The organism is Cyanobium sp. HWJ4-Hawea (assembly GCF_024345815.1).
Lineage (GTDB): Bacteria > Cyanobacteriota > Cyanobacteriia > PCC-6307 > Cyanobiaceae > Cyanobium_A.
Genome location: NZ_JAGQBV010000009.1, coordinates 1 through 23,623 on the forward strand (window position 1 = coordinate 1; position 23,623 = coordinate 23,623).

The 23,623-nt window shown below is 56.3% G+C and carries 34 protein-coding genes; 8 read left to right on the plus strand and 26 right to left on the minus strand.

Annotated features, from left to right (window positions below; translation table 11 throughout):
- A partial coding sequence (locus KBY58_RS03285) for a heme oxygenase (biliverdin-producing) (RefSeq protein ID WP_255002876.1) occupies positions 1 to 493 on the minus strand: 493 nt, incomplete at its 3' end.
- A gap of 136 nt (positions 494 to 629) precedes the next feature.
- Between KBY58_RS03285 and KBY58_RS03290 the strand changes: the two genes are divergently transcribed.
- The 3 genes from KBY58_RS03290 (at position 630) to KBY58_RS03300 (ending at position 3,310) form a co-directional block, all read left to right on the plus strand.
- A complete protein-coding gene (locus KBY58_RS03290) occupies positions 630 to 2,057 on the plus strand; it encodes an NADP-dependent isocitrate dehydrogenase (protein WP_255002877.1) in 1,428 nt (475 codons plus the stop codon).
- 106 nt (positions 2,058 to 2,163) lie between these two features.
- Positions 2,164 to 2,583: a hypothetical protein gene (locus KBY58_RS03295; RefSeq protein ID WP_255002878.1), complete on the plus strand. Its 420-nt coding sequence runs from the start codon at positions 2,164 to 2,166 to the stop codon at positions 2,581 to 2,583.
- A 469-nt stretch (positions 2,584 to 3,052) separates the two neighbouring features.
- Entirely contained in the window at positions 3,053 to 3,310 is a 258-nt protein-coding gene (locus tag KBY58_RS03300; protein ID WP_255002879.1) for a hypothetical protein, read from the plus strand.
- Between the two features lie 273 nt (positions 3,311 to 3,583).
- Here the strand turns inward: KBY58_RS03300 and KBY58_RS03305 are convergent, their stop codons facing one another.
- From KBY58_RS03305 to KBY58_RS03330, 6 genes are all read right to left on the minus strand, one after another.
- Positions 3,584 to 5,548: a polysaccharide biosynthesis protein gene (locus KBY58_RS03305; protein ID WP_255002880.1), complete on the minus strand. Its 1,965-nt coding sequence runs from the start codon at positions 5,546 to 5,548 to the stop codon at positions 3,584 to 3,586.
- Between the two features lie 466 nt (positions 5,549 to 6,014).
- Positions 6,015 to 6,398 (minus strand): type II toxin-antitoxin system RelE/ParE family toxin, encoded by a 384-nt coding sequence (locus KBY58_RS03310; RefSeq protein WP_255002881.1) that lies wholly within the window; start codon positions 6,396 to 6,398, stop codon positions 6,015 to 6,017.
- Entirely contained in the window at positions 6,395 to 6,670 is a 276-nt protein-coding gene (locus KBY58_RS03315) for a type II toxin-antitoxin system ParD family antitoxin (protein WP_255002882.1), read from the minus strand. The genes KBY58_RS03310 and KBY58_RS03315 overlap by 4 nt, the downstream gene beginning before the upstream one ends.
- Before the next feature lie 281 nt (positions 6,671 to 6,951).
- A complete protein-coding gene (locus tag KBY58_RS03320; RefSeq protein ID WP_255002883.1) occupies positions 6,952 to 7,176 on the minus strand; it encodes a type II toxin-antitoxin system HicA family toxin in 225 nt (74 codons plus the stop codon).
- Positions 7,176 to 7,409 (minus strand): type II toxin-antitoxin system HicB family antitoxin, encoded by a 234-nt coding sequence (locus KBY58_RS03325; RefSeq protein WP_255002884.1) that lies wholly within the window; start codon positions 7,407 to 7,409, stop codon positions 7,176 to 7,178. The genes KBY58_RS03320 and KBY58_RS03325 overlap by 1 nt, the downstream gene beginning before the upstream one ends.
- A gap of 316 nt (positions 7,410 to 7,725) precedes the next feature.
- Positions 7,726 to 8,043, minus strand: a complete 318-nt coding sequence (locus tag KBY58_RS03330; protein ID WP_255002885.1) for a hypothetical protein — start codon at positions 8,041 to 8,043, stop codon at positions 7,726 to 7,728.
- A 252-nt stretch (positions 8,044 to 8,295) separates the two neighbouring features.
- Between KBY58_RS03330 and KBY58_RS03335 the strand changes: the two genes are divergently transcribed.
- Positions 8,296 to 8,574: a type II toxin-antitoxin system RelE/ParE family toxin gene (locus KBY58_RS03335; protein WP_255002886.1), complete on the plus strand. Its 279-nt coding sequence runs from the start codon at positions 8,296 to 8,298 to the stop codon at positions 8,572 to 8,574.
- A gap of 5 nt (positions 8,575 to 8,579) precedes the next feature.
- The gene (locus KBY58_RS03340) at positions 8,580 to 8,867 is read left to right on the plus strand and encodes a HigA family addiction module antitoxin (protein ID WP_255002887.1); all 288 of its coding nucleotides are present in this window, start codon (positions 8,580 to 8,582) and stop codon (positions 8,865 to 8,867) included.
- Between the two features lie 102 nt (positions 8,868 to 8,969).
- Here the strand turns inward: KBY58_RS03340 and KBY58_RS03345 are convergent, their stop codons facing one another.
- The 4 genes from KBY58_RS03345 to KBY58_RS03360 all read right to left on the minus strand — a co-directional run bounded on the left by KBY58_RS03345 (position 8,970) and on the right by KBY58_RS03360 (position 9,921).
- Positions 8,970 to 9,173, minus strand: coding sequence for a hypothetical protein (locus tag KBY58_RS03345; RefSeq protein ID WP_255002889.1), 204 nt, complete (start codon positions 9,171 to 9,173; stop codon positions 8,970 to 8,972).
- A 30-nt stretch (positions 9,174 to 9,203) separates the two neighbouring features.
- Positions 9,204 to 9,332 (minus strand): hypothetical protein, encoded by a 129-nt coding sequence (locus KBY58_RS03350; protein ID WP_255002891.1) that lies wholly within the window; start codon positions 9,330 to 9,332, stop codon positions 9,204 to 9,206.
- A gap of 198 nt (positions 9,333 to 9,530) precedes the next feature.
- The gene (locus KBY58_RS03355; RefSeq protein ID WP_255002893.1) at positions 9,531 to 9,656 is read right to left on the minus strand and encodes a hypothetical protein; all 126 of its coding nucleotides are present in this window, start codon (positions 9,654 to 9,656) and stop codon (positions 9,531 to 9,533) included.
- A gap of 31 nt (positions 9,657 to 9,687) precedes the next feature.
- On the minus strand, positions 9,688 to 9,921 hold the full coding sequence (locus KBY58_RS03360) for a hypothetical protein (protein ID WP_255002895.1): 234 nt from the start codon (positions 9,919 to 9,921) through the stop codon (positions 9,688 to 9,690).
- 40 nt (positions 9,922 to 9,961) lie between these two features.
- Here KBY58_RS03360 and KBY58_RS03365 point away from each other — a divergent pair, with 40 nt between their 5' ends.
- Positions 9,962 to 10,084: a hypothetical protein gene (locus KBY58_RS03365; RefSeq protein ID WP_255002897.1), complete on the plus strand. Its 123-nt coding sequence runs from the start codon at positions 9,962 to 9,964 to the stop codon at positions 10,082 to 10,084.
- A gap of 163 nt (positions 10,085 to 10,247) precedes the next feature.
- Here the strand turns inward: KBY58_RS03365 and KBY58_RS03370 are convergent, their stop codons facing one another.
- The 10 genes from KBY58_RS03370 to KBY58_RS03420 form a co-directional block, all read right to left on the minus strand.
- On the minus strand, positions 10,248 to 10,520 hold the full coding sequence (locus tag KBY58_RS03370) for a hypothetical protein (protein ID WP_255002899.1): 273 nt from the start codon (positions 10,518 to 10,520) through the stop codon (positions 10,248 to 10,250).
- 4 nt (positions 10,521 to 10,524) lie between these two features.
- Positions 10,525 to 10,728, minus strand: coding sequence for a ribbon-helix-helix domain-containing protein (locus tag KBY58_RS03375; RefSeq protein ID WP_255002901.1), 204 nt, complete (start codon positions 10,726 to 10,728; stop codon positions 10,525 to 10,527).
- 131 nt (positions 10,729 to 10,859) lie between these two features.
- A complete protein-coding gene (locus KBY58_RS03380; protein ID WP_255002902.1) occupies positions 10,860 to 11,219 on the minus strand; it encodes a hypothetical protein in 360 nt (119 codons plus the stop codon).
- Positions 11,220 to 11,735: 516 nt separating this feature from the next.
- Positions 11,736 to 11,942, minus strand: a complete 207-nt coding sequence (locus KBY58_RS03385) for a hypothetical protein (RefSeq protein WP_255002903.1) — start codon at positions 11,940 to 11,942, stop codon at positions 11,736 to 11,738.
- A 70-nt stretch (positions 11,943 to 12,012) separates the two neighbouring features.
- Positions 12,013 to 12,243 (minus strand): hypothetical protein, encoded by a 231-nt coding sequence (locus KBY58_RS03390; RefSeq protein ID WP_255002904.1) that lies wholly within the window; start codon positions 12,241 to 12,243, stop codon positions 12,013 to 12,015.
- Positions 12,244 to 12,377: 134 nt separating this feature from the next.
- A complete protein-coding gene (locus tag KBY58_RS03395; protein WP_255002905.1) occupies positions 12,378 to 13,544 on the minus strand; it encodes a DegT/DnrJ/EryC1/StrS family aminotransferase in 1,167 nt (388 codons plus the stop codon).
- Positions 13,545 to 13,572: 28 nt separating this feature from the next.
- A complete protein-coding gene (locus KBY58_RS03400) occupies positions 13,573 to 14,217 on the minus strand; it encodes an acetyltransferase (protein WP_255002906.1) in 645 nt (214 codons plus the stop codon).
- Positions 14,214 to 16,109, minus strand: a complete 1,896-nt coding sequence (locus KBY58_RS12940) for a sugar transferase (protein ID WP_315858023.1) — start codon at positions 16,107 to 16,109, stop codon at positions 14,214 to 14,216. Before KBY58_RS12940 ends, KBY58_RS03400 begins: the two co-directional genes overlap by 4 nt.
- A gap of 637 nt (positions 16,110 to 16,746) precedes the next feature.
- Entirely contained in the window at positions 16,747 to 17,325 is a 579-nt protein-coding gene (locus KBY58_RS03415) for a hypothetical protein (RefSeq protein WP_255002907.1), read from the minus strand.
- 647 nt (positions 17,326 to 17,972) lie between these two features.
- Positions 17,973 to 18,752: a hypothetical protein gene (locus KBY58_RS03420; RefSeq protein ID WP_255002908.1), complete on the minus strand. Its 780-nt coding sequence runs from the start codon at positions 18,750 to 18,752 to the stop codon at positions 17,973 to 17,975.
- A gap of 293 nt (positions 18,753 to 19,045) precedes the next feature.
- Between KBY58_RS03420 and KBY58_RS03425 the strand changes: the two genes are divergently transcribed.
- Complete coding sequence (locus KBY58_RS03425; RefSeq protein ID WP_255002909.1) at positions 19,046 to 19,675, plus strand: ISAs1 family transposase; 630 nt, start codon at positions 19,046 to 19,048, stop codon at positions 19,673 to 19,675.
- 182 nt (positions 19,676 to 19,857) lie between these two features.
- Positions 19,858 to 20,208: a transposase gene (locus tag KBY58_RS03430; protein WP_255002910.1), complete on the plus strand. Its 351-nt coding sequence runs from the start codon at positions 19,858 to 19,860 to the stop codon at positions 20,206 to 20,208.
- A gap of 140 nt (positions 20,209 to 20,348) precedes the next feature.
- Here the strand turns inward: KBY58_RS03430 and KBY58_RS03435 are convergent, their stop codons facing one another.
- The 5 genes from KBY58_RS03435 to KBY58_RS03455 form a co-directional block, all read right to left on the minus strand.
- Positions 20,349 to 20,597: a hypothetical protein gene (locus KBY58_RS03435; protein ID WP_255002911.1), complete on the minus strand. Its 249-nt coding sequence runs from the start codon at positions 20,595 to 20,597 to the stop codon at positions 20,349 to 20,351.
- Positions 20,585 to 21,121 carry an ISAs1 family transposase gene (locus tag KBY58_RS03440; RefSeq protein ID WP_255002912.1) on the minus strand — a complete coding sequence of 179 codons (537 nt, stop codon included), beginning with the start codon at positions 21,119 to 21,121 and terminating at the stop codon, positions 20,585 to 20,587. The genes KBY58_RS03435 and KBY58_RS03440 overlap by 13 nt, the downstream gene beginning before the upstream one ends.
- Positions 21,122 to 21,126: 5 nt before the next feature.
- Entirely contained in the window at positions 21,127 to 21,321 is a 195-nt protein-coding gene (locus tag KBY58_RS03445; RefSeq protein ID WP_255002913.1) for a hypothetical protein, read from the minus strand.
- The gene (locus tag KBY58_RS03450; protein WP_255002914.1) at positions 21,318 to 21,740 is read right to left on the minus strand and encodes a transposase family protein; all 423 of its coding nucleotides are present in this window, start codon (positions 21,738 to 21,740) and stop codon (positions 21,318 to 21,320) included. The genes KBY58_RS03445 and KBY58_RS03450 overlap by 4 nt, the downstream gene beginning before the upstream one ends.
- Before the next feature lie 230 nt (positions 21,741 to 21,970).
- Complete coding sequence (locus KBY58_RS03455) at positions 21,971 to 23,599, minus strand: DUF268 domain-containing protein (protein ID WP_255002916.1); 1,629 nt, start codon at positions 23,597 to 23,599, stop codon at positions 21,971 to 21,973.
- Between the last annotated feature and the right edge of the window lie 24 nt (positions 23,600 to 23,623).

Consider the following 23,623-nt stretch of genomic DNA (forward strand, 5'->3'; position numbering starts at 1 on the left):
CGTCGGGGATCGAGTCGAATTCGTAGAAGCGCAGGCCGTCGTGCTCGCCCAGGTTCATCGCCTTCTGGGCAATGTTCTTGAGGATCTGGCCGCCGGAGAGATCACCGATGTAGCGGGTGTAGTGGTGACCCACCAAAAGCTCGGGGCTTTCTTTCGCCACCTGGTGCAGGCGAGCGACGTATTTTTGGGCACCGGGGGTGGCTGTGATCGCAGTGCGCCAGTCGGCTCCGAAATAGAAGGCGAGGTCTTGCTCGAGGCTGTCGCGGCGGTTGAGCTCAACAAACCCCACCGGACCCACCACCGGGTGGTCCTTGAGCTTGGCGAACTCCTCCTCCATGGCGGAGTAAACGAAGTAGAGGTCGGCCACCAGGGTGCGATAGCTGGCCTTATCGACCACCCCCTTAAGGAAACAGCTCACGAAGCCGGTGTTCTCCGCCATCGTGTGGGCCTTTTTGGTGCCTTCTCGCAGCTGGGAGGCAAGGGCGACAGACATGGGATTGGTGGGCTGCTGGAGCAGAGGCCACAAAGTAGGCGGGGCCTAGGCCAGCTAGGTATGAAGGTTGCGAAGGTTAACGGGCTACAAAGGCTGGCGGTTGAAACTAGGCTCGAATTAGCTAGCAATTGCCACTGTGGATTTCGAAAAGCTCAGCGCCCCCAGCAGTGGCACGGCCATTCGTTTTGAAAATGGCCAGCCGGTGGTGCCAAACGATCCGATCATTCCCTTCATCCGCGGCGATGGCACCGGCGTAGATATTTGGCCCGCCACCCAGTTGGTGCTGGATGGGGCCGTGGCCCAGGCCTATGGCGGCGAGCGGCGGATCGAGTGGTTCAAGGTCTATGCCGGCGATGAGGCCTGCGACCTCTACGGCACCTATCAATACCTGCCAGAAGACACCCTCGAGGCGATCCGCACCTACGGCCTGGCGATCAAGGGTCCCCTAACCACGCCAATCGGCGGCGGCATCCGCTCCCTAAACGTGGCCCTGCGCCAGATCTTTGACCTCTATTGCTGCGTGCGCCCCTGCCGCTATTACGCCGGCACCCCCAGCCCCCACAAGCGGCCCCAGGACCTAGACGTGATCGTCTACCGGGAAAACACCGAAGACATTTACATGGGGATTGAGTGGGAAGCCACTGATCCGGTCTGCCTCGAGTTGATAGAGCACCTCAACAACGTGGTGATTCCAGCCAACGGCAAGCTCGGCCAGCGCCAGATCCCCACCGGTGCAGCCATCGGCATCAAGCCCGTGAGCAAGCACGGCAGCCAGCGGCACATCCGCAAGGCGATCGAGCACGCATTGCGACTTGAGGGCAACAAGCGCCACGTGACCCTGGTGCACAAGGGCAACATCATGAAGTTCACGGAGGGTGGCTTCCGCGACTGGGGCTATGAACTGGCCACCAGCGAATTTCGCGATGTCTGCGTGACCGAGAGGGAGAGCTGGATCCTCGACAACCTCGAGCGCGACCACTCGCTCAATACGGAAGACAACGCCCGCCTGATCGAACCGGGCTACGAATCCCTAACGCCAGAGAAGAAGGAGGCGATCTGCGCCGAGGTGAAAGCGGTGATCGACAGCATTGGCGAAAGCCATGGCTACGGCAAGTGGAAGTCGATGGTGTTGGTCGACGATCGCATCGCCGACAGCATCTTCCAGCAGATCCAAACCCGTCCCCAGGACTATTCGATCCTGGCCACCCTCAACCTCAACGGCGACTACATCTCCGATGCGGCAGCTGCGGTGGTGGGAGGCCTGGGCATGGCGCCCGGCGCCAACATCGGCGACAACGCCGCCATCTTTGAAGCCACCCACGGCACCGCCCCCAAGCACGCTGGCCTCGACCGCATCAACCCGGGTTCGGTGATCCTTTCGGGCGTGATGATGCTCGAATTCATGGGCTGGCAGGAGGCTGCAGACCTGATCACCGCTGGGCTAAGCGCCGCCATCGCCGCCGGTGAGGTCCCCTACGACCTGGCCCGCCTGATGGAACCGCGGGTGGAACCGGTGAGTTGCTCAGGCTTTGCCCAGGCGGTAGTGAGTCATTTCCATAAGTGAGTGCTGCGGTTGGGGCCGCTGAATGTAAATTTCATTCCATGTGCCGCTATTGCTGGTGAAGGAGCTGGGGATATCTGGGGAAGAATCTCAGAGGCAGGGAGCTCGGGTGCAGCGATCTCGGCGGCGGCCCCAGGGGCGCAAGTTGCTTTGCCCGGCCCATCCCGACCAGGTAATTGAGGGCAATGGCCGCAAATATTTCCTGCACCTACTGAAGGCCGAGGAGCTACAGGCCCGCGGCATGGCGCACAAAACAGCGAAGCTGGTGATCGAGGCCTACCCGGTGCTGGTGCTGAGCAACGAATGGCTGGAGGAGCTGTTCTGCCCAAAGTGCGGCACAAGCCGCTGGTGCCACATCACCCGCCAGGAGGATGGGTCGAACACTTTGCGCTGGGCGCCCCGGGAGCTCTGGCAACAGGTGGCCCATGTGGACCCGCTGGTGCCAAATCCCACGGTGAGTGAATTCACGCGGCGCTCGGCCCGGCGGCCCAGCCTGAAACGGGCCGACGGCAAGCGCTACTTCGACTGAAGGGATTGTTTGCTTGGGGCCTGGTGCGCGGGAGCGCGGGATTCTGTGTGGCCTGGGGTTTGCCCTGGCTTCGTGGACAGATCGCAACCTGCCAAGAGCGGCGAGCTAATCGAGAGCGGGGGCAAAGTGCATTGTGTTTTTTGGAGTGTCGGAAATTATGTACAGCCTGTACAGATCATGTACATAGCCCTAGGGGCACTACACAGCAAACCTGCAGCAAAAGCCACTAAACACGAGTAGCCAGTTATCAGGAGCCAGCCACGAGCCCTGGTGCTGCTGCCGTCGCCAAGAAAACCCACCATATTCATTAAAAACTTGACAAGATCGCGCCTAGCTTGCTGTTGAGCTGGGCAAGCCGCTCGCTCCCTTTCTTGAGCTGCGCGGTTTCGATCCTGACCTGCTTGATCTATTGCTCCAGCTCGTATCACTACACTTTCAGCTCGACGTTTGGATGCAAATTTATTGCTCTATGGCCGTCGCCACGGCGGCAGCTAAGCAAGGAATTCCTGCTTGCTGCGGTATATCGAAGGAAGTGGCTTCCAAGATATCGACATGGGAGGAGCAGGGCGGCGAAAACCGTGATCTAGCCTTGGCGGTCAAATCCTTAAACCATCTTAGCCAGCCCAAACCCTGCGCCATGCTCGAGGCCGGTGCTGTCGGCGGACAGGATTGCGAGAGCTGTGTCCATAAATCCATACAGGTTGTACAGATTCATGGACAGTGGTGATCCAGATAGGCCGGGGCCGTGATCTGGATGGTGTCGGTGCGAAGGCGCGGAACGATTAGATCAACGCTCTGCAACCAGCTCCAACTTCAGCTTCAGCTTCAGAACCCACTAGGCGCATGAGCAGCTGCAGCCCAGGGGCCCAATCCCAGCGGCCAGCCTTGCTGCTTTATGCGCATAAAAGCATAGCAATGCTAATAAAAAATTTAGGCATATCTTCTTTTCGGGGAGCAATTCACAATTTGCAGCCGGCTGTGGATCTAGTGGCGGATGACCTCAGCTCGCTCCAACTGCGCCATCCGCACCAACTGCGCTGGGCTGCCATTCGGGCACCAAGGCAGAGAGCACCGCCAGGGCGGCCCCAACATCTTGGGCGGCAATGGCTGCTTCGAGGGCATCGAGCTGGGGCCAGAGCTGATCTGGCAGCACCGATCGCTCGCGGGCCCGGTAAATCAGGGGGTGATCGGTGGCCTCGGATTCGGCATCGATCAGCAGCTCCTCAAACAGTTTTTCGCCGGGCCGCAAGCCGGTGCAGACGATCTCGATGTCGCCGCCGGGGTTGGAGCTATCGCGCACACTCAAACCGCTGAGGCGCACCATTTGTTCGGCGAGGTGTTTGATCCGCACCGGTTCGCCCATATCCAGCAGAAAGAGATCACTGCCCTTGGCTGCTCTGCTCTCTTCTGCACCGCCATTTGCTGTGCTGTCTGCTGTCTGGCCTTTTGAGAGGGCTGCCGCCTGGAGCACCAGTTGGGCGGCCTCCGGGATGGTCATGAAGTAGCGAATGATCTCCGGGTGGGTGAGGGTGATCGGACCGCCGGCCGCAATCTGCCGGCGAAATAGGGGCACCACCGAACCGGAGGAGCCGAGCACATTGCCGAAGCGCACCATCGCAAAGCGGCAAGGGGATCCCAGGCTCAGGGCCTGCTGAGCGAAGCCCTCCACCAGGAGCTCAGCCACGCGTTTGCTGGCGCCCATCACATTGGTGGGGCGCACGGCCTTATCGGTGGAGATCAGCACCACCTGCTGCAGGCCGCAGAGGCGGGCGGCATGGCAGATCACTCGGGTGCCCAGCACGTTGTTGGCCAGACCCGCCAGGGGGTTGGCTTCCACCAGGGGCACGTGCTTGTAGGCGGCAGCGTGGAACACCACCTCCACGCCCTGCTCGGCGAAACACCGCTGCACCAGGGCGGGGTCGGCGGCGCTGCCCAGCACGGGCACCAGCTCCACCCCATCGAGGAGCAGGGCGCTGAGCTCCTGGTGGATTGCGTAGAGGCTCGGTTCGCTGCGCTCAATCAACACCAGACGGCTGGGGCTGAGCTTGAGAATCTGGCGGCAGAGTTCTGAGCCGATTGAACCGCCGGCGCCGGTGACACAAACCACCGCAGCACGGATGCCAGGGCCAAGCAACTGGGACCTGGGCGGCACTACATCACGGCCAAGCAGCTCTTCAATCGATATCGGGCGTAGGGCATCGATGCGGGCGCGGCCGCTGGTGATCTCCTCCACCGAGGGCACCTGGAGCACGGGGATGCCGAACTCTTGGAGATCGTCGACGATCTTGCGGCGCCGGCTGCGGCTAAGCGAGGGAATGGCGATTAGCAGCTGATTGAAATCAGCCCTGCGCTCGCGCAGGATCTGGGGCGGATAAATGGGGACGCCATTGATGTTGCGGCGCCAGAGATCGGGAGAGTCGTCTAGGAACAGCTCCACGCTGTGGCTGCCGGCAAGGCGCAGAGCCGCGGCTAGCTGCACGCCGGCGGCACCGGCGCCGTAGATAGCCACACGGGTCAGGGCATGGGTTGGTTTGTTCTGCAGGCTCAGCAGCAGGTCACGCAGGCCAAAGCGCACCGCACCGGTGAAGCCGGTGAGAAGGAGCCAAAGCAACAACCAGCTGCTGCGGGGTGGCAGGGGCAGGCGCAACAGGGCGCCGCAGGCAAATAGCAACAGCACGAGCAGGCCATTGCGCAGCGCCAGGTTATATAGGGCGCGGCTGCCCACGTAACGGGTGAGGCCCTTGTATTGGCCGCTGAAGGTGTAAAGCGGCAGGCCGATCAACCAGGCAGCTGGCAATAGCCACAGGCCCTGCTCAAAATTGCTGGTGAAGGGGTGCGCCAGACGCAGCCAGAAGCTCAGCCACACCGCCAAGGGCAGCAAAAGCGCATCGACGGCGATTAACAGCAGGCGGCGTTGCACTGGTGTGAAGCGCAGCAGCTGGTTGGTGAGGACGCGAATAGGCATAAAAAAAGCCCCTGTCGCGGAGGCGAAAGGGGCGGAGTGCAGGGCTGGGCTGGGCGGGGGGGTGCTGGGCGGGGCGGGGCGCCATCAACGAGTTCAGCCGCTTGGGGAGATCAGGGAAATGCCAATTTTGTTGAGAGTCAGATTTTTTGAAAGTCAGCGCAGCGAGCGGGTGAGTTGCTTTTTGGAAGTATCATAATTTCTGTACAACCTGTACATGAGATGTACATGGACCCAGAGGAACTACACAGGAAAGCTGCGGCAGTAGAAAACGCAGCCAACCACCAGGAGGCCTAGCGCTGTTGAGGAATCAAACAAATCCGCCAACAGGTGCAGCCAGGAAAGAGCCTGCCCCCTGCACAGCCAACAACCCTTATCAGTACAATGAGTCGCACACTATTCAGCCCTTTAGACCACACTGAACCTGTGGTGGCGGGCCAGCGATGGGGCATGGATTCGGGATCAGACATCAGCCATTGGGGCTGTTTTGTAGCAGGCGCACCAACATCCGGCGTTGGTGATCTTGTCCCCCAAAGAAGACGGCCAAAACCTGGATTTCTCGCTGCTCAGCGTGTGGTTGAGACCAATAAACAGCACGATCCAGAGCCAGATGGCGAAGGCCAGGCAGCAGATCGTCGTGAGTTTCTCCGCGGAAGGGAGCGGTGGCCAACCGTTCAGCTGCGGTGATGATCGCCTCGATGCGCACCTGGGCGTGGCGATTGGCCTCAGCCGGTGGTTCTCCAAAACCGCAGTAGGAATGATTGAGGTACTCGGTGATCAGCAGAAGATCGTTGACCGCCTCTGCAGCGAAGACCACTTTCCACGGAAGCTGGCTAGCCGGAAGCTCGCTCACCGGGACGGGTTCGTCAGTTTTGCCCGAAGTTGATCGGCAGAGATAAAGGAGCCTTTGGCGCGCTGCTGCAGCAAGACCTGCAAGGCGGCCCGATCAGCTTGGGCATCAACCTCCTGCTGCTGCAAAAGCTCAAGGCCATGCTGCAGCACAGCGCTCAAGGATGGGAAGCGACCAGCACCCACCAACGCCTTGGCAAAGGCATGCTGATCCTCACGGAGAGACACTGAACTCTTGACGACCACACCCTTGAGGCTCACACTCTTGAGGACCACTGGCGCACCTTCACAACCACACCCCAGTGTGACCAAGTAGCACCAAGCAGTCAAGGGTCCTGGCCCTGGCTGTGCTCAGCCTCGCGGGCCAAGGCATGAACAAGCTCTCCTCAGATCCGTGAACAGCTGCAGCCCCGCAGGCCTGATCGATCTGAAACTCCATGCAAAGGCTTTCGAAGGTGGGATGCGTCAAAAACATCAAACTGGTTTGAGTAACTGGTTTGACTAACTGGCAGGCGACCGACAATCGTTCAGCAGCGCACTGGTTGAGGAAGAGCAGCTCAGTTCGCTAGAAACGCATCCACGCTGATACCCGCTTGGCGCAGGATGGCGCGAAGGGTTCCCTCGGGCATGTCACCAGGGTGATTCGGGATCGTGGTGTAGCGATTACCAGAACGCTGATACCAGATCTCGTGAGAACCAGCTGCTTGGCGGTCAAACGCAAACCCGAAGAGCTTCAAACGCTTGGTGACATCGCGGTAGCGATAACCAGACAGACGACCCACTACGCGCTCAGCACAACGGGAAGCTCAAAAGAATGCGCGAGGGGAGCAGAAGCCTCAAGTTCACCTCGATCAAGCCGCGCTTCATGAAGCTTTTTGGCGACATCACGGGCAATCTCGAGGGTTTCTGTCACGGTGCGCCCTTGGGCGACCAAACCGGGAATGCTTTCACAGGTGGCTAGGTAACCACCCTCTGGGAGCTGCTCCAAGTGAAAGTTGACGAGCCATTCAGCCACGATGGATGTCCCGCAGGGTCTTTTCAGTTTAAGTGAACCTTTGTTCCCGGTAGGTGGCGGCGAAAACCGTTATCTATCCTTGGCGGTTAAATCCTGAAACCACCGCAGCCAGCTCAAATCCTGCGGGATGCTCGGGGCCGGTGCTGTCGGCGGACAGGGTGGCGCGAGCTGTTTCCGTAAATCTGTACGACCCGTACAGATTGATTGATGGTCGTGATCCAGATGTGCCGGGGCCGTGATCTTGGTGGTGTCGGGGCGTGAGCGCGGCAGAAGTCGGAGGTTCAAGCCAAGCCGCCGTATTCGTCCAGCAGGGAGATCACATCTCGGACTCGCTGGGCGTTGATGGCGGAAGGGTCGAGTTGGTGGCAGAGCTGAACACGATTGCATCGAGCTTGCTGTTGAGCTCGGCGAGCCGCACGTTCTCTTTCTTGAGCTGCTCGATCTCGCTCTCGACTCGCAAAATATTGTTCTCGTCTTGCAGCATTCTCTGCTGCAGCTCGTATCGCTGCACTTTCAGCTCGATCGTTGGATGCCAGTTGAGCTTCTGCAATAGCCGTCGCCACGGCGGCAGCGATGCAAGGAATTCCTGCTTGCTGCGGTATATCGAAGGAAGCGGTTCCCAGGAGGTCGACATGGTCGTAGCTCGTAAACAGGGTGATCAGGGCGAGAAGCAGGGCGGCGAAAACCGTGATCCAGCCTTGACGGTCAAATCCAAAAACCATCGTAGCCAGCCCAAACCCTGGCTACAGAATAGTACAGGCGAACCACCAAGACATCCGTGGAACCACGGAACAGGCAGCGCCGGTGAGGCCCTGGCGCCCTGGACAACCAAGACCACACCCACGTTGCGCAACGCGCTACAATCTGAATGTAGTGGATCGATTCTGTGATCCAAAGCTTTCGGCATAAAGGGCTTCGCCTGTTCTTTGAAACGGGGAAAACCACTGGCATTCAGCCATCTCTTAGCCCCAAGCTCCGCCTTCAGCTTGCCGCACTGCAATCTGCCAACCAGATTGAAGACCTTGAATGCCCCGGTTATCGCCTACATCTGCTTAAAGGCACAGACAAAGGCCGATGGTCTATTTGGGTGAATGGCAACTGGAGGCTCACCTTCGAATTCCGCGAAGGCCACGTTTTCAATCTCGACTTCGAGGACTATCACTGATGCGAATGCACAATCCTCCCAATCCAGGAGAGTTCATCGCTGGCACGTATCTCGATCCGTGCGGCCTCTCCATCCGTCATGTAGCCGATCGACTGGGGATCTCCGCCTCAACTTTTCAGCGCCTCGTTGCCGGAAAAAGCCGGATCACTCCCGACATGGCTTTGCGATTATCGCGCGTTCTAGGTCGCAGCGCCGAAAGCTGGCTGTCGATGCAAGACAACTACGACCTCTGGCAGGCTCGTCAGCGACTCGATCTTTCCACACTCACACCATTGGAACTCGCTCCAGCCTGAGGGTCGATCGGTAACCCTATTTAGATCAACAAGAGCTGCGATTAATCCATGCGGCAAAATAGGAAATTCAAGCCAAGCCGCCGTACTCATCCAGCAGGGAAATCACATCTCGGACTCGCTGGGCGTTGATGGCAGAGGGGTCGAGTTGGTGGCAGAGCTGAACACGATTGCATCGAGCTTGCTGTTGAGCTCGGCGAGCCGCTTGTTCTCTTTCTCGAGCTGCTCGATACTCTGCTCCAGCGCGTAGCACTCCACGTCTACGTCGATCGTTGGATGCAATTTAGCTTCTGCAATAGCCGTCGCCACGGCGGCAGCGAGGCAAGGAATTCCTGCTTGCTACGGTATATCGAAGGAAGCGGTTCCCAGGAGGTCGACATGGTCGTAGCTCGTAAACAGGGTGATCAGGGCGAGAAGCAGGGCGGCGAAAACCGTGATCCAGCCTTGACGGTCAAATCCTGAAACCATCGTAGCCAGCCCTAACCCTCGTTACAGGATAGTACAGCTGTACCAGCAAGGCATCCGTGAAGCCACGGCGAGGCGCAATTCCAGGCCGGTGCTGCCTGCGGTTTAGGTGGCGCGAGCTGTTTCCGTAAATCTGTACGACCCATACAGATTGATTGATTGTCGTGATTCAGATGGCCCGGGGCCGTGCTCTGGGCAGTGTCAGGGAGAGAGAGGGGGCGGCACGATTAGGTCAGCGCTCTGCAACCAGCTCCACTCCAGCACCTGCTGCCAGCGTTGCTCACGGGGCCGCAGGCCTGAGCGCCACGGCAGGGAATAGAGCCTCACGCCATCCCCCCGTACTCCTCCAGCAGCGAGATCACGTCTCGGACTCGTCTGGCGTTGACGGCGGAGGGGTCGAGTTGGTGGCGGAGCTGAACACGATTGCATCAAGCTTGCTGTTGAGCTCGGCGAGCCGCGCGTTCTCGCTCTTCAGCTGCTTCATCCGTTGCTCGTGAGCAATCTTCCGCTGCTCGTACTCGATCTCTCTCAGCTTGAACTCGATCTCTCTCAGCTCGTAGTCGACAACGGGTCGCCAGTTGAGCATCGCCAACAAGCGCCGGAACCAGGGCAAAGAGGAGTAATACTCCGATTTGCTGATCGAGTGCGACGGCGCCGAGAAAGGGGATGTGGACATGGCTGTACGACGAGAAAAGAGTGATCAGCGCCAGCAGGCCGCCCAGGAGCAGGGTGAGCCACCCCTGGATGTCGAATAACAAAACCTTACCCACGCCGAATGACCGCCGCTCAACTAACAATACACTTGTACTGGCGAGCTGTTGAAAGCGGGAGGGCCTCTACGGCCCCCGGTTTCAGAAAAGTTGTCACCCTTTGGTGAGTCCCACGATCAGGGAAGACCCGGGCGGAACTGCAGCGGGTTCAGGCAGAACGCTTCAGTGCAAAACCCACCGCACCGCCCAGCACAAGTTGCAGAACACCAGCAGCCCAGTCGACTCTTTTTTCCGGTATCGGACGGAAGAAGCTGAGGACCAGCACCAATGCCGAAAAGGCCGCGATGGCTCCGATCAGGCGAATGGCATTGACCTCAAGGCGATGCCGCTGCCGGCGATCATCCGGGTGCTCAGCACTTCTAACCTGCACACCTCCGGTGAGATCAAGGAGCGCCTTGAAATCAGCGTTCGGGTCACTCATCCGTTCAGATACTCACCAACGTTTCGCGTTGATCGTCTTTCACAAACTGAAGCTGGGCGCCAGCCTCCTCTCGGTCCTTCACCAGCAGGTACAACGCCAGTGCCCGACGGAAGACGTCGGTCTTCGTGAGCCCCTCTGAAGAAGCAAGGTCGTCGAGGCGCTCACTGAGACGATCAGGCAAGCGCACTTCAAGGCGTGAGGTGGTCATCAAGCGAATCCGGCATGCGTACGGCAAATTTTACGGCAAAACCCGGCGTTTTTGAGCCATGGGGCATGTGAGCCGCATGTTGCCCCCACCGCTGCTTCAAGCCAACCCGCCGTACTCATCCAGCAGGGAGATCACATCTCGGACTCGCTGGGCGTTGATGGCGGAGGGGTCGAGCTGGTGACAGAGCTGAACACGATTGCATCTAGCTTGCTGTTGAGCTCGGCGAGCCGCTCGTTCTCTTTCTTGATCTGCTCGGTTTCTTTCTCGATCTGCTCTGTTTCGCTCCTCACCCGCAAGGAATCGCTCCTCAGCTGCTCGATCATTTTCTTCTCTTGCAAAGTCCTCTGCTGCAGCTCGTATCTCTGAACTTTCAGATCGATCGTTGGATGCCAATTGAGCTTCTGCAATAGCCGTCGCCACGGCGGCAGCGAGGCAAGGAATTCCTGCTTGCTGCGGTATTTCGACGGAAGCGGTTCCCAGGAGGTCGACATGGCTGTAACTGGTGAACAGGGTGATCAGGGCGAGGAGCAGGGCGGCGAAAACCGTGATCCAGCCTTGACGGTCAAATCCTGAAACCACCGTAGCCAGCCCAAACCCTAGCCACAGGCTAGTACAGGTGAACCAGCGAGGCATCCGTGGAACCACGGAGAGGCTCAGTTCGGGGCAGGTGCTGTCGGCGGACAGGGTGGCGCGAGCTGTTTCCGTAAATCTGTACGACCCGTACAGATTGATTGATGGTCGTGATCCAGATGTGCCGGGGCCGTGATCTTGGCAGTGTCGGGGAGAGGGGGCGGCAAGATCAGGTCAGCGCTCTGCAACCAGCTCCAACTCCAGCACCTGCTGCCAGCAGTGCTCACGGGGCAGTAGGCCTGAGCGCCGCGGCAGGCAAGACGCAGCTTCGGACCGCAAGGGAGGAAGGTCTGGGAGGCAAACCCCCAACCAGGCTCTGGTTCACCACCACGGCGGTGGAGGGCTGTTGAATTCGCCGTATTCGAGCAGGAAGCCGATCAACCCTCGGAGCTGTTGGGTGTGTTCTGGGGTGGGATCGAGCTGATGCTGGAGCTGAACAAGAGCGCATCGATTTTGGAGTTGAGCGCTTCGAGCCGCTCTATCTCGCTCTTGAGCTGCTTCATCCGTTGCTCGTGCGCGATCTTCCGCTGCTCGTACTCGATCTCTCTCAGCTCGTAGTCGACAACGGGTCGCCAGTTGAGCAACTCCTTCGGAGAAGACTGCGTCTACGCCAACAAGCGCCGGAACCAGGGCAAAGAGGAGTAATAGGAGGGTTTATCGAAACAGCCTTTGCTGATCGAGTGCGACGGCGCCGAGAAAGGGGATATGGACATGGCTGTACGACGAGAAAAGGGTGATCAGCGCCAGCAGACCGCCCAGGAGCAGGGTGAACCACCCCTGGATGTCGAATAACAGAACCCTACCCAAGCCGAACTCCCGCCGCTCAACTAAAAATACACCTGTACTAGCTGACTTTTGAAAGCGGGGGGCCTCTACGGAGGCCATACCGCGAAGCAGCCCCACAGGCCGGCAACCTCCAGCGGCGCTCACGGGGCCGCAGGCCTGAGCGCCGCGTCAGCTGACACGCAGCTTCGGCCGCCACACGAACAGCAGGCCTGCACCCCGCGAACCGCGAGCAATCAACGGCAGGCCCGCAGCAGAACAGAGCGGACGGCCTGGGCGTAGGCGGCCATCTGTTCGGGGGTGATGGTGGGATGCACCAGGAACATCAGGCTGGTCTCACCCAACTGCTTGGCTACGGGTAGGCGTTCAGCAGGGGCTAGGCCGGCATCCTGGAAGCACTTCTCCAGGTAGATCTCGCTGCAACTGCCAGATAGGGCGGGGTAACCGAGTTCAGTGATTTCAGAGAGGATGCGATCGCGGCTCCAGCCGGCGGCGAGGGCTTCGGGCTGCACGAAGACATAGAACTTGTACCAGGCATGGGTAAGGCCCTCTGGCGGAAGGGGCACGCGCACGGCGGGAAGATCAGCCAGCGCATCGGCCAGCAGCAACGCATTGCGGGTGCGGGCGGCAGTCCAGTCGGGTAGGCGCTGGAGCTGGATGCGGCCGATGGCGCTTTGGAGCTCGGTGAGGCGGAAGTTGGAGCCGAAGCGCTCGTGCAGCCAGCGGAAGCCGGGGGGATGCTCACGCGCGTAGACGGCCTGGTGGGTTTTGCCGTGGTCTTTGAAGGCCCACATGGCATCCCAAAGCTCGGGGCTGGAGGTAGTCACCATGCCACCTTCGCCGGCGGTGGAGAGGATCTTGTCTTGGCAGAAGCTCCAGGCGGACACATCACCGAAGCTGCCCACGGATTGGCCGTTGATGCGGGCACCGTGGGCCTGGGCACAGTCTTCAATTACGGCGATGCCGTGGACGCGGGCTAAATCACAAATGGCTGGCATGTCGGCAGGCCAGCCGCCGAGGTGTACCACGGCGATGGCCTTGGTGCTGGGGCTGATCAGCGGGGAAATGGTGGCGGCGGTGATGGCACCAGAATCGATATCCACATCGGCAAACACAGGTGTGGCACCTAGCAGCACGGCGCTGGAGGCGGTGGCGATGAAGGTGCGCGGCGTGGTGATCAGCTCATCACCGGGGCCGAGGCCGATGGCCAGATAGGCGGCTGAAAGGGCTAGGGAGCCATTGGCCATCGCGATGGCATGGCTGCTGCCGCACCACTTGGCAAACTCCAGCTCGAAGGAGCTAGTTTCCTGGCCAGTCCAGGTGTTTACTGTTCCGGAGGCGAGCACATTGGTGGCTGCGTCTATTTGCTCGACGTCGAAGTGGGGCCAGGGGGAAAGGTTCACAGACAGGAAGGGAACAACAAATGAAAGGTCAGGCTGTCTGGAGAGGCCGAGCAGGCACCCCAACCGCAGTCACGCCGTCGGGAAGATCAGTCACCACGGCTGCACCAGCACCAACGGTGACATCAGCGCCAATGCGAACCTGCTGAATCACGGAGGCACCGATTCCGATCCAGCTGCGAGCACCTACTTGCACTTCTCCCGCCAGGTGGGCACCAGGGCAGATGTGCACCCCTTCGGAAATAAAGGCATCGTGATCGACGCTGCAGCAGGTGTTGAGGATGGCGCCTCGACCGATCACGGCTTGGGCCTGAACAGCCGCCTGGGCGAACACCACCGCTCCAGGGCCGACTTCAGCCGAGGGCGACACCCAGGCAGTGGGATGGATCAAGGCAGGTAGTGAGTATCCAGCAGCATGAAGCCGATCCAGCCAAAGCAAACGGGTGCCTGGGTGGCCGATCGCCACAACAGCAGATGTGAATTGCTCCCGGCAGGCGGGCTCGAGGCACTGGGCAAGAGAACCGAGCACAGGCCAACCGAGGACTGCACTTAAGGGATCGGGGCCGCTGCAACGATCATCCAAAAAGACGATGCTGCTGAAATGGCCTGTGGCAAGAGCTGTTTCAGCTACAACCTTGGCGTGGCCACCGGCAGCAAGGATCAGCAGGGCGCTCATTGGCTGGCAGATGAACCAGTGAAGGGCGACATAGTGGCCTCACCAGCTGCACTAATCCCTTCCCGCCTAATCACCTTCAAAATAGTGATCAGAAAGATGCGCAAATCTAACCAAAAATCCTGGTGATCTACATACCAGACATCAAGACGAAACTTCTCCTCCCATGAGATTGCATTGCGGCCGTTGATCTGAGCCCAGCCGCTAAAGCCAGGCTTCACATCATGGCGGCGGGCCTGATCGGATGAATAGAGAGGCAGGTATTGCATCAACAACGGCCTAGGACCGATAAAGCTCATCTCGCCACGAAGGATGTTGATTAAGCCAGGAAGTTCATCAATGGAAGTGCTGCGCAACCAGCGGCACAGGGGCGTAAGGCGCTGGGCATCAGGAAGGAGGGTCCCGCTGGCATCGCGAGCGCTGGTCATGGTGCGGAACTTGAGCAGCTCGAAGGGGCGGCCGCGGTAACCGGGGCGTTGCTGGCGGAAAAGCACGGGGGCATCCAGCTGCCAGCGAACCAAAAGAACCACCACCACCAGAAGGGGCGAGAGCAGAAGCAGAGCCACCAGGGCTGCAACCCAATCAGCCAAATCCTTGAACAGGGCGTAGGTCTGCTGACCAAGATAACCATTGCGACGGCGTGCGTAACGAGTAGCGGTAGTTTCAAGAACTTGGCGACATTGATCGGCTAGCAGGCGACGTGAGAAGCGAGATTCAGCCAATGACCGCGCGTTAGAGCCCATGGAAGCCACCAGAGCCGGTTGTTCCGCCAGGGTGATTAATGCCGCGGCAAAGGCATCGGAATCGCGGGGGGAAACCGGGATCCCCAGCTGATGCTCCTGGATCAGCTCGGCCAGCCAACCGGGATAGTTGATCACCACCGGTAAGCCGCAGGCCAGGTAGTCGAAGAACTTGTTGGGGGAAGTACCGCAGTAGAAAGCTGGAAAGTCATCGAACACCATCAGCCCCACATGCACCGATTGGCGAAGGATTTCAGCCAGTTGGAGTTGTGGGATCAGTGGCAAGAAGTGACAGTTGACTAGCCCTTCGCTGGCAACACGCTGCTGTAGAGCAGGTTTACAGCGGCCATCGCCGATGAACAGCAGCTGGATGTCTTGGCGGCCTAAGTGCTGGAGCTCGGCAGCAACATCTAGAACCGCATCGAGACCATTAGCCAAGCCATGGGCACCCGTGAAGGCCGCTACGAAGGAATTGGGCGGAAAGGGCGCTGGCAGACCACTGATCAGCTGGGGCTGCTTCATCTTGCCACTGGGCTGGGGCTGGAACAGCTCCAAATCGCAGGCGTTGGGGATGCTGGTGATGAGGCTTGGCTCGATGCCGCGCTCCGCGATGCCCTCACAGATTCCAGGTGCCAGACCGATGCAGGCATCAGCGGAGTGGTAGCTGAGCCATTCCAAGGCCGAGAGGCCAGCAAGCACTAATGGGTTGCGAACTACTCCCATGGCGCGGGGCAGTTCGGGCCAGAGCTCGCGCACCTCAAACACAAACGGGACACCCCTCAACCAGCGGGCTGCGATGCCGGGGATACCGGCGGTGAGGGGCGTGGTGGTGGCGAAAACAAGATCGGCGTCGGAGTGCAGGGCCAGCTTCAGGCTCAGCCAGCTGTAGCGAAGAAACACCAAGGAACGCCCAAACAGCCCGAGGTAGTTGGAGTAGGGGAGATCGAACTCAACAACCGTGATTCCATCCACCAAGCCGGTACGAAGGCCTCGTGTGAAAGAGCCGCTCAGGCCGGTATGGGAGCGGGCATCACGCAGGCAAACCATCTGCACCTGATGCCCTGCCTCCACCAGGGAGCGGGCCAGATAGTAAGAGCGGGTACCTCCGGCACCAGCCGGGGTGGAAAAGTACTGGTGTAAGTATAGAATTTTCATAATTGGCTAGGACTAATATGAGAGCTTGAATAACTTGAAATTTCCTGCAAAATGAGCCAACTGGTTAGTAAAGTATTATGCAACGCGCAAGCCCTTAAGGCCACACAGGATTCCCATCACCGCCTCCAGCAAAATACTAATCTGGATGATATCAACCCCGCAGCATGTGTGCATCTCTAATCACCTTGAGGTAGCTGATCAGATCGAGATCGGTAGCGGTTGCAATATTTCTTGGACACATGGAATAGACATTCTCACAATCCTAAACGCACGCTGTCAGCCCTCCCAAGAGAACCTTTAACAAGCTTTGCATCAGCCATGGGGAGAGAGCCGAATAGTGGTGTGAGCATGAAAGGAGCTTGCAAGATGCAAACCTCAAGCACTGGGAAATGTGTTGTGACGCCGTAGGGGCCCCTGCAAAACCAAACGCTACGCCGAATACCTGAGCTGCAGGCTAAACCAGGCTGCGCAGGGGTTGAGTTCCACAGAAATCTACGCCTACAGGTAGGACGCGGGCGACGATATGCAAAAGCATGCCAAAAGTAATGTCAATAAGTGCAGAAAACATACAACCGCCTTAAATTAAAGAGAAGGTGGCAAAAGGGAAGGGCATTTCAACCAATTAAAGGGAACACCATTACAGCAGAAGCTCTCTTGCAAATTCTGCGTAAACCTGCGAAAGCTCGTAGACATCAGAAAACAAGTCCGAAAACACACACATGTTGCGATGATATTCTGCGTGAGCCTCGCGAACAGCAATAATGGATTCACAAAGGGATTCTGCACTGCCAGCCTGATAGCAAGATCCAATCATATATTCTTTGATAAGATCACCAGCCTCCAGCCCTAAACTGCTCACAACGGGAAGACGAAAATTGACCGCGTCAAAGAATTTTATAGGCAATGCAACGGCAGAGTTACTAACATAAGGCAAAAGCATTGAATGCGAACATGAAAGCATTGAAAATATTTCTGACGTAGATAAGTAGCCATAGTAACAAAGATTAGGTGTGCTAACTGCTTCCAACAAGGCCGACTTTTGCCCCCCACCCGCAATCTTGAAGACAAAACAACCAGGAAAACGAAGCTCCAGAATTCCTGCAGATTCAATAATAGTTTCGATATCATAGCCAGAACCCAGAGACCCTGCATACGAAACAACGAATGGAGCGTTTAAGCAGGAGAAAGTTGAAGGGATTTCATTGAGGGCTTGCACGGATTTACTCAGAAGTGCATTACTACACCAATAGAAAACATGCGCTCGCCTTCGCCTTGATCTCGGCATAACCTTGATATAGCTTCTGCTTACCGTAAAGAGCTTTGCATAGGACAACAACCTAAGCGTACGAGAACAAATAAGAGGAAAGAGAATAATAGCGTAAGGTGGTATCAAGCCTAATGGGTGACGCTTTGGTATTGCGAGGGCTTCCGGCCACGCATCGATAAGATCGCAAGATATTTGTTTTTGAAATAGCCAGCCATAAAGAATAGCAAGCCATCCGGTAAAAAAGAGTGGCTCTGCGACTAGGACATGGCTTGGCCTTTCGCATAGAAGTATGGCAAATGCTTTTAGAGCATAAATGAGCTCAGAACAAAGTCTACCTAGGCCAACCGACTTATTGTAGCCTGGAACGGTGACAAAACGAGCGAAATCATATCTCCATGATATGGATTGGAGATCATTAGATGATCTGTTCAATAACGTAGAGTGGCTAAAGCTTTGGGCCAACAGAGTGACGCGATTGCCTATCAGGGATATCGATTTGGCAAGATTAAAATAACGATCGTTGACCAATGAAGATCCCGAGGAGAGAGAATAAGGCCGCAGAATCATAACATGAGCAGGGTATATAATATTATTAGTCATAGCCTATGGCGTAGGCGGTTGGAAATAGGCTTAAAGTGCGATCCAAGCCTAAAATCATAGGGTTCAACCACAGAACATGCGCTCGATAGTTCAGCAGCCCACCAAGCGAATGTGCTATTTGAGGAAACAATGTTATTCGCATACGCAAGAATCGCAAAGTCGTCCAGATAAGAACGGGAACTAATAATCCTAGAGGAATCTAAGCCTGGAAACAAACGCGATGCCTGGCAAGCATCATCAGTAACCAATAGAATGTTCGGATAGATTTTGAAGGCTTCAAGATAATATCCTGATATATCTACTGTTCTGGACAAGTCCCCACATCTTATATGGCCGATAGCGTCATATCCTGAAGCCAAGGAGCGAAGATGGGATCGAGGCTCAATGAGGCATTTTTTTAAGAGTGCAATAAATTCATCCTGAAGAGGAACCTGATATTGCGCATAAGACTTAAATAGTCGAACCGGGGAAGTCGTATCTATTGGATCAATAAAATTATTCCAGTACCTCCCACATACTGGATTATCAACTTTGCGCGAAAAACCCAGCAAAAAGTAATCAGCCAAAGTCTGAGGGGTCTGTTTCAAGTAACAAGAGATCCCTAACATCTTGAGAAAACTCGATTGCTGAGGGCTATTTAGGCGCCTCACCTTCCTGAGCATTTTTATATGAAGACCCTCGGGACTTAAGCTATCAAACAAAGATCTACGTGAGTAAAAGAGATTTAATTGGAAGAGAACATTTCCAAGGCCACCAGAGAGTGCAAGTGTTTTCACGGGAAAAATCAAGAGTAGTCTTTGCTCAAATTCGGGTGGCGCCACTCCAAGTGGAGTAACTCAGGAGGGGCTGCGACACTCTCTGGAGGATGAATAAGTACTGTCAAGAGGTGACTTCTAGGAAGCTAATTACTCAAGTCTGTTTATCAATTATAAACCCTAATCACTGAATTCGCAACTCAGCGGCCAAGTATATCTGTGTAGATAGAGGCAGGGCCGCCTGAAAGTCTGTCCGGCGCGCCCTTGGCGGCTGCGTTCCGGCCTGGTTTGCTCGCGGGGCGTGCCCCTTCGCGATGCCCGAGACTGCTGTCCCTGTCGTTGATTTCAGCGCTGATGCCGACCTGATCAGCTTCCTCAAGGCCATCCCTGATGGCCGGTACCGGAGAGGGGTGCGCTATCCGCAGTGGTACCTGCTGCTGGTGACGGTGCTCGGGATCCTCAGCGACTGCAGGAGCTCACGCGATCTGGAGGCCTTCGCCGAGCGCCACCGGGAAGCGCTGAACAAGGCGCTGGGCCTGAATTTCAAGCGCTGGCCCACGGATGCGACGTTTCTCTACCTTTTCAATAAGTCGCATCTGGAGCAGTTCGGCGAGGTGCTCCAGGCCTGGATGATCAGCCAGATCCCAGGCGGGGCAACGGCTCTGGATCAGTTGGTCTGTGACGGCAAGACCCTCAAAGGCTCCGCGATCGAGACCGCCGACGGCAACCACCGCTTCGTGGCACAGGTCACCGTCTACGCCCGTGCCCTCGGTGTCGCCCTGGCGCAGAAGAGTTACGACACCCATGAATCCAGCGAGCGCTCAGCGCTCAAGGAGCTGCTCAGCACGATGGACCTGGAAGGCAAGCTCATCCAGGCTGATGCCCTGCACACGACGCAAGCATTTTTCACTGGTGCCTCGAGCAGGGCGCCGACGTCGCGCTGACCGTCAAAACGAACCAGCCCACGCTCCATCGGCAGATCAGTCGCCAGTTCGAGGGAAAGCGCCACATCCCTTTCACCGCAACGGCTCACGAGAAGCGTCATGGCCGTGACACCCATTGGGAACTGCGGACCAAGGAAGCGCCGGATCACATCAAGGAGAGCTGGCCGGGCAGCGCCTGAATCGTGGAACTGATCACCACGACGATCAAGCGCAAGGGCAAGCGCAGCGTGAGGCGCCACCTGTTCATCACCACGGTCCGAACCACTCCAGAAGCGTTGCTACGACTGATCCGGCAGCGCTGGAGCATTGAAAACGAATGGCACTGGGCCCGCGACACCCAGCTCGGTGAGGACGCTCACCGCTACGCCAATCGGATCGGTGCACCGGTGTTTGGGTTCCTGCGGACGGTGGTGATGAACCTGCTGCGGCGCGGCGGCTACCGCTCAATTCGCCGTGGACTGCGCGCGCTGTCTCACGACATCAAAGGAATGCTCGCGCTGGGCGGTGTTCAGCTCGCGGAAAACAGCACCTGAACCAACTTTCAGGCAGCCCTGTAGATAGAGGTGAAGAGCTGGTGCGGTTTACGCGAAGGGACCAGCTACCCCGGCTGAGCAACACATCTCAGTGATGAGATTCAAGTGACTGCCATCACCGCGGCGTGATCAGCGGATCGCTATCGCGGTGGCATCTCAATTGTTGAAAACCAGGCCTGCGCCTGACTTCTCCTGGCCTTCCGGCTTGGGATGCAGGACTCCAGCTCATGGAGTGGGATCGGCAGCAACGCCATCGCCCTGGCTGCCGCATCGACCACCACCATTTGTAAGGCAGCCAGCCCGATCCGCAGAAAGCTCATGCCGCGGTTCCAGTGCCGATCCAACTGACGCCTGAGGCCCCAGGGCCTATTAGAAGTCAGGTCGAGCACAGTTCCTGACTGGGTTGTTGCCAGCCCAGGAGTGACAGAAGGCCTCTGATGTCATGGGCCAGAGTAGCCAAGCCCTCAGTGATCGACCAGTAACCATCCATTCGCAGCGCATTCATGGCCAGGCTGCGCAGCGTGGCCATGATCTGCACGCCGTTAGCCTCGCGGTAGCGGTGGGCGTCTTCTCGGAGAGGCACATCCCGCGCCCAGTGCCAGCTGTTCTCGATACTCCAGCGGTAGCGCACGTGCAGCAGCAGTGCTTTTGCGCCAGTGCGCAAACTCGTTACGTAGTAACGGGTCTCGTCGACGGCTTTGCCATCGCGGGTGCCTTTGCAGCGCACTGCCAGGATCGTGGCGCTGCCGGGCCAGTTCTCCACCACCCACTCTGGGGCTGGCATGCCTCGCAATGTCCAGGTGAGGTCGCGGCCGCGTTTGCGTTCACACTTGCTGGCTTGCCACGGCGTCGTGCGGCCATAGGTCAGCCGGGCCTTGATCAGCTGAGATCTTTTGCGGCCACTGTGTTTCACAGCGATCAGGAAGTCGGCGCCACGCTGCTCGAGGTAGAGGAAAAAGGGCGGTTTGCATGCAGCGCGTCGGCCTGCACCAGTAAGCCGTTGAGATCAACGCGATCGAGCAGCTGGCGCAAGGCCGCGATCTCGCCGCGGGCATCGGTGGCGTAGGTGTTTTGAGCGATCGCCACACCCAGGCTGTTGGAGTACAGGCTCACCTGAGCGATAAAACGCACTGCGCCAGAGGCGGTTTGATCGATTGAACCCCGCAGAGTCTTGCCGTCACACACCAGGGTGTCGACGGTCTCAGTGACGCCAGGCTGCGCTGCCAACCACTGCTGCAGAAAGCCTCGAACACATCGACATCAAGCTGAGCGAGCAGCAAGCGGAAGGTCGAATCCGATGGTGGCTTGGCGATGTGGGTGCCGAGCAGCTCGTTGAGGGTCTTGCGGTGGCGTTTGGGAAAACGCTCCATCCCAAGCAGCGAACCCTGGTTACTCAGGATCGCCAGGATCGAAACCAACAGCATCCACCACTGCGGGTAACGAATCCCCCGACGCAGCCGGCAATCGGGCAACGCCTTGAGGAAGCTGATCAGATCCGTTGCAACAGCTGGGTTCTCGAGTGGTGTAACCAAGAGATACGAGCGCGACCTGCGCACCAAACCGGAGCCGGAAGCCGCACGCCAGGGCTACTGGGACACATTTCTAATAGGCCCTGGTGCTCTGCCCACTTAGCAGTGGTGGCAAGAGTCACTCATAGAAGTGCCACGGTCATGAATACTCGTCAACAGACGAAATAATGAATTCCTGCGCAGCCGCCTCCCTGGCGGCTTTTTATGCACTTAAGCCTTCTGTCATTTGTTTATTATTCGAGGTGCCCCGAAGACTGATTTTGAAACAAATATAATCCCAAGCCATAATAAAGATGATCCAGCGACTCAGGCAATCTCTCAATTTCACACGAATGCAAACAATGGCTATCGTCAAGATAAGCAAAATCGGACAACTTAAATCCAAAAGACTGAACATAATTATTTATTGAAATATAATCAAATACCCTATGAGCATTAAAATAAAGACGAGGAGATCCAATGGGTACAGCAATAAGCAAATAACCGTTCACGGAAACAAAAGAAGTTAAGCTTTTGATGGCTGTTTTCCATCCATTAGGACAAATAGAATCTCCATACCTTCCGAGACCAATATGTTCGATGACATGCAAGCAGGAAACTAAATCATAAGTGGGTTTATTAGAGCTCATTTTAAAGCTCGAAATGTTTAATAGGTCGAGCTGAATCGATGAAATATTATCAATTGGCAGAGAAAAGTTTCTAATATCACTGGAAATCACATGATTAACAAAATATGAGCTGGGCACAACAAAGCCACTTAAATCCGATCCCACGTCAAATAAGATGGGAGGCGAAATAACTTTTACCTGGTTGAGCGCCCAAGAGTTCATCTTTAAATACGCAATAGAGTAAGAGCCGGCATTTGCAAACCGATCCGTGATACAAGGAAATATATCTAGCGAGGGTAAATCGCAGGTCGATGGACTAGACAAAGGTAGAAACGCTAAAATATACTGCACGAAATCACTCATATACAGTAAAAGGCCCAAGGGTGCATGGGCCAACCTAAGTAGATTAATGCCGCTCAAATCAAGAACAACATATATTCTTTTTAGAAAATTTTTCAATCTTGAAGAAACAAAAAAGCTCATTTTTGTCAGCCGATAAGAAAAGAAATTGAGCGTTATCCGAAAATAACGCAATATACGCCAAGGATGCAGAATAGATAAATAACGCTTCTCGTTGAAATCTATAATACAAGCATTTATCTCATCCTTGAATAAAATTTGTGCAGCATTTGGTGAATTAGAAATACCCCCAAAATAAAATTTAGCAACAACCATGTCTAGCTTTATAAAAGCAAAATTATTCCTGTTAAGAAAATGAAGGTGCCAGTCTGCGGATATCCTTAGCTTAGAAGAATAAAGGCAAAGGAAGAAACCAATGGGATATATAGTAGCTGGATGAGGAACATTCCAAACAGCTAGGCCCCCGGAATATTGGCCGATAAGACTTGAATCTTCAGAAATTTGAGAGACAACGCCAGACACAACATTAAAGGCATTATTACGCAAATAGTGCAACATATCAATAAATCCAGATGTCAGCTCATCGCCTGAATTTATAAATGCTATATGTGTGCTTCCAATAAATTTTGAATAGCCTATCCCATAATTAAAAGCACTATATATTCCCATTTTTTTATCATGAATAATGTTGCAATGGTTTAAAAAGGGCTTAAGGGCGTCAACATGCCAAGTTTTTTTAGTAAAATGCAATAGCTCATCAGCGGGAATGACCAATACAAGCGATACTTCATATAAATATTGACCAAATGAACTTACTATTGAATCAATTGTCTTGATCAAATCATTATCAGCATGCTTGGCTACTGTAATTAAAGATAATTGCACATTACTCATATGGTAAAACAGTTAAAAATGGTT

Coding starts and splice junctions, on each gene's coding strand:
- KBY58_RS03300 (WP_255002879.1), top strand. CDS start 3,053: ATGGCCGTCGCCACGGCGGCAGCTAAGCAAGGAATTCCTGCTTGCTGC.
- KBY58_RS03305 (WP_255002880.1), bottom strand. CDS start 5,548: ATGCCTATTCGCGTCCTCACCAACCAGCTGCTGCGCTTCACACCAGTG.
- KBY58_RS03330 (WP_255002885.1), bottom strand. CDS start 8,043: ATGTCGACCTCCTGGGAACCGCTTCCTTCGATATACCGCAGCAAGCAG.
- KBY58_RS03340 (WP_255002887.1), top strand. CDS start 8,580: ATGCACAATCCTCCCAATCCAGGAGAGTTCATCGCTGGCACGTATCTC.
- KBY58_RS03350 (WP_255002891.1), bottom strand. CDS start 9,332: ATGGTTTCAGGATTTGACCGTCAAGGCTGGATCACGGTTTTCGCCGCC.
- KBY58_RS03370 (WP_255002899.1), bottom strand. CDS start 10,520: ATGAGTGACCCGAACGCTGATTTCAAGGCGCTCCTTGATCTCACCGGA.
- KBY58_RS03375 (WP_255002901.1), bottom strand. CDS start 10,728: ATGACCACCTCACGCCTTGAAGTGCGCTTGCCTGATCGTCTCAGTGAG.
- KBY58_RS03380 (WP_255002902.1), bottom strand. CDS start 11,219: ATGTCGACCTCCTGGGAACCGCTTCCGTCGAAATACCGCAGCAAGCAG.
- KBY58_RS03390 (WP_255002904.1), bottom strand. CDS start 12,243: ATGGCCTCCGTAGAGGCCCCCCGCTTTCAAAAGTCAGCTAGTACAGGT.
- KBY58_RS03400 (WP_255002906.1), bottom strand. CDS start 14,217: ATGAGCGCCCTGCTGATCCTTGCTGCCGGTGGCCACGCCAAGGTTGTA.
- KBY58_RS12940 (WP_315858023.1), bottom strand. CDS start 16,109: ATGAAAATTCTATACTTACACCAGTACTTTTCCACCCCGGCTGGTGCC.
- KBY58_RS03425 (WP_255002909.1), top strand. CDS start 19,046: ATGCCCGAGACTGCTGTCCCTGTCGTTGATTTCAGCGCTGATGCCGAC.
- KBY58_RS03455 (WP_255002916.1), bottom strand. CDS start 23,599: ATGAGTAATGTGCAATTATCTTTAATTACAGTAGCCAAGCATGCTGAT.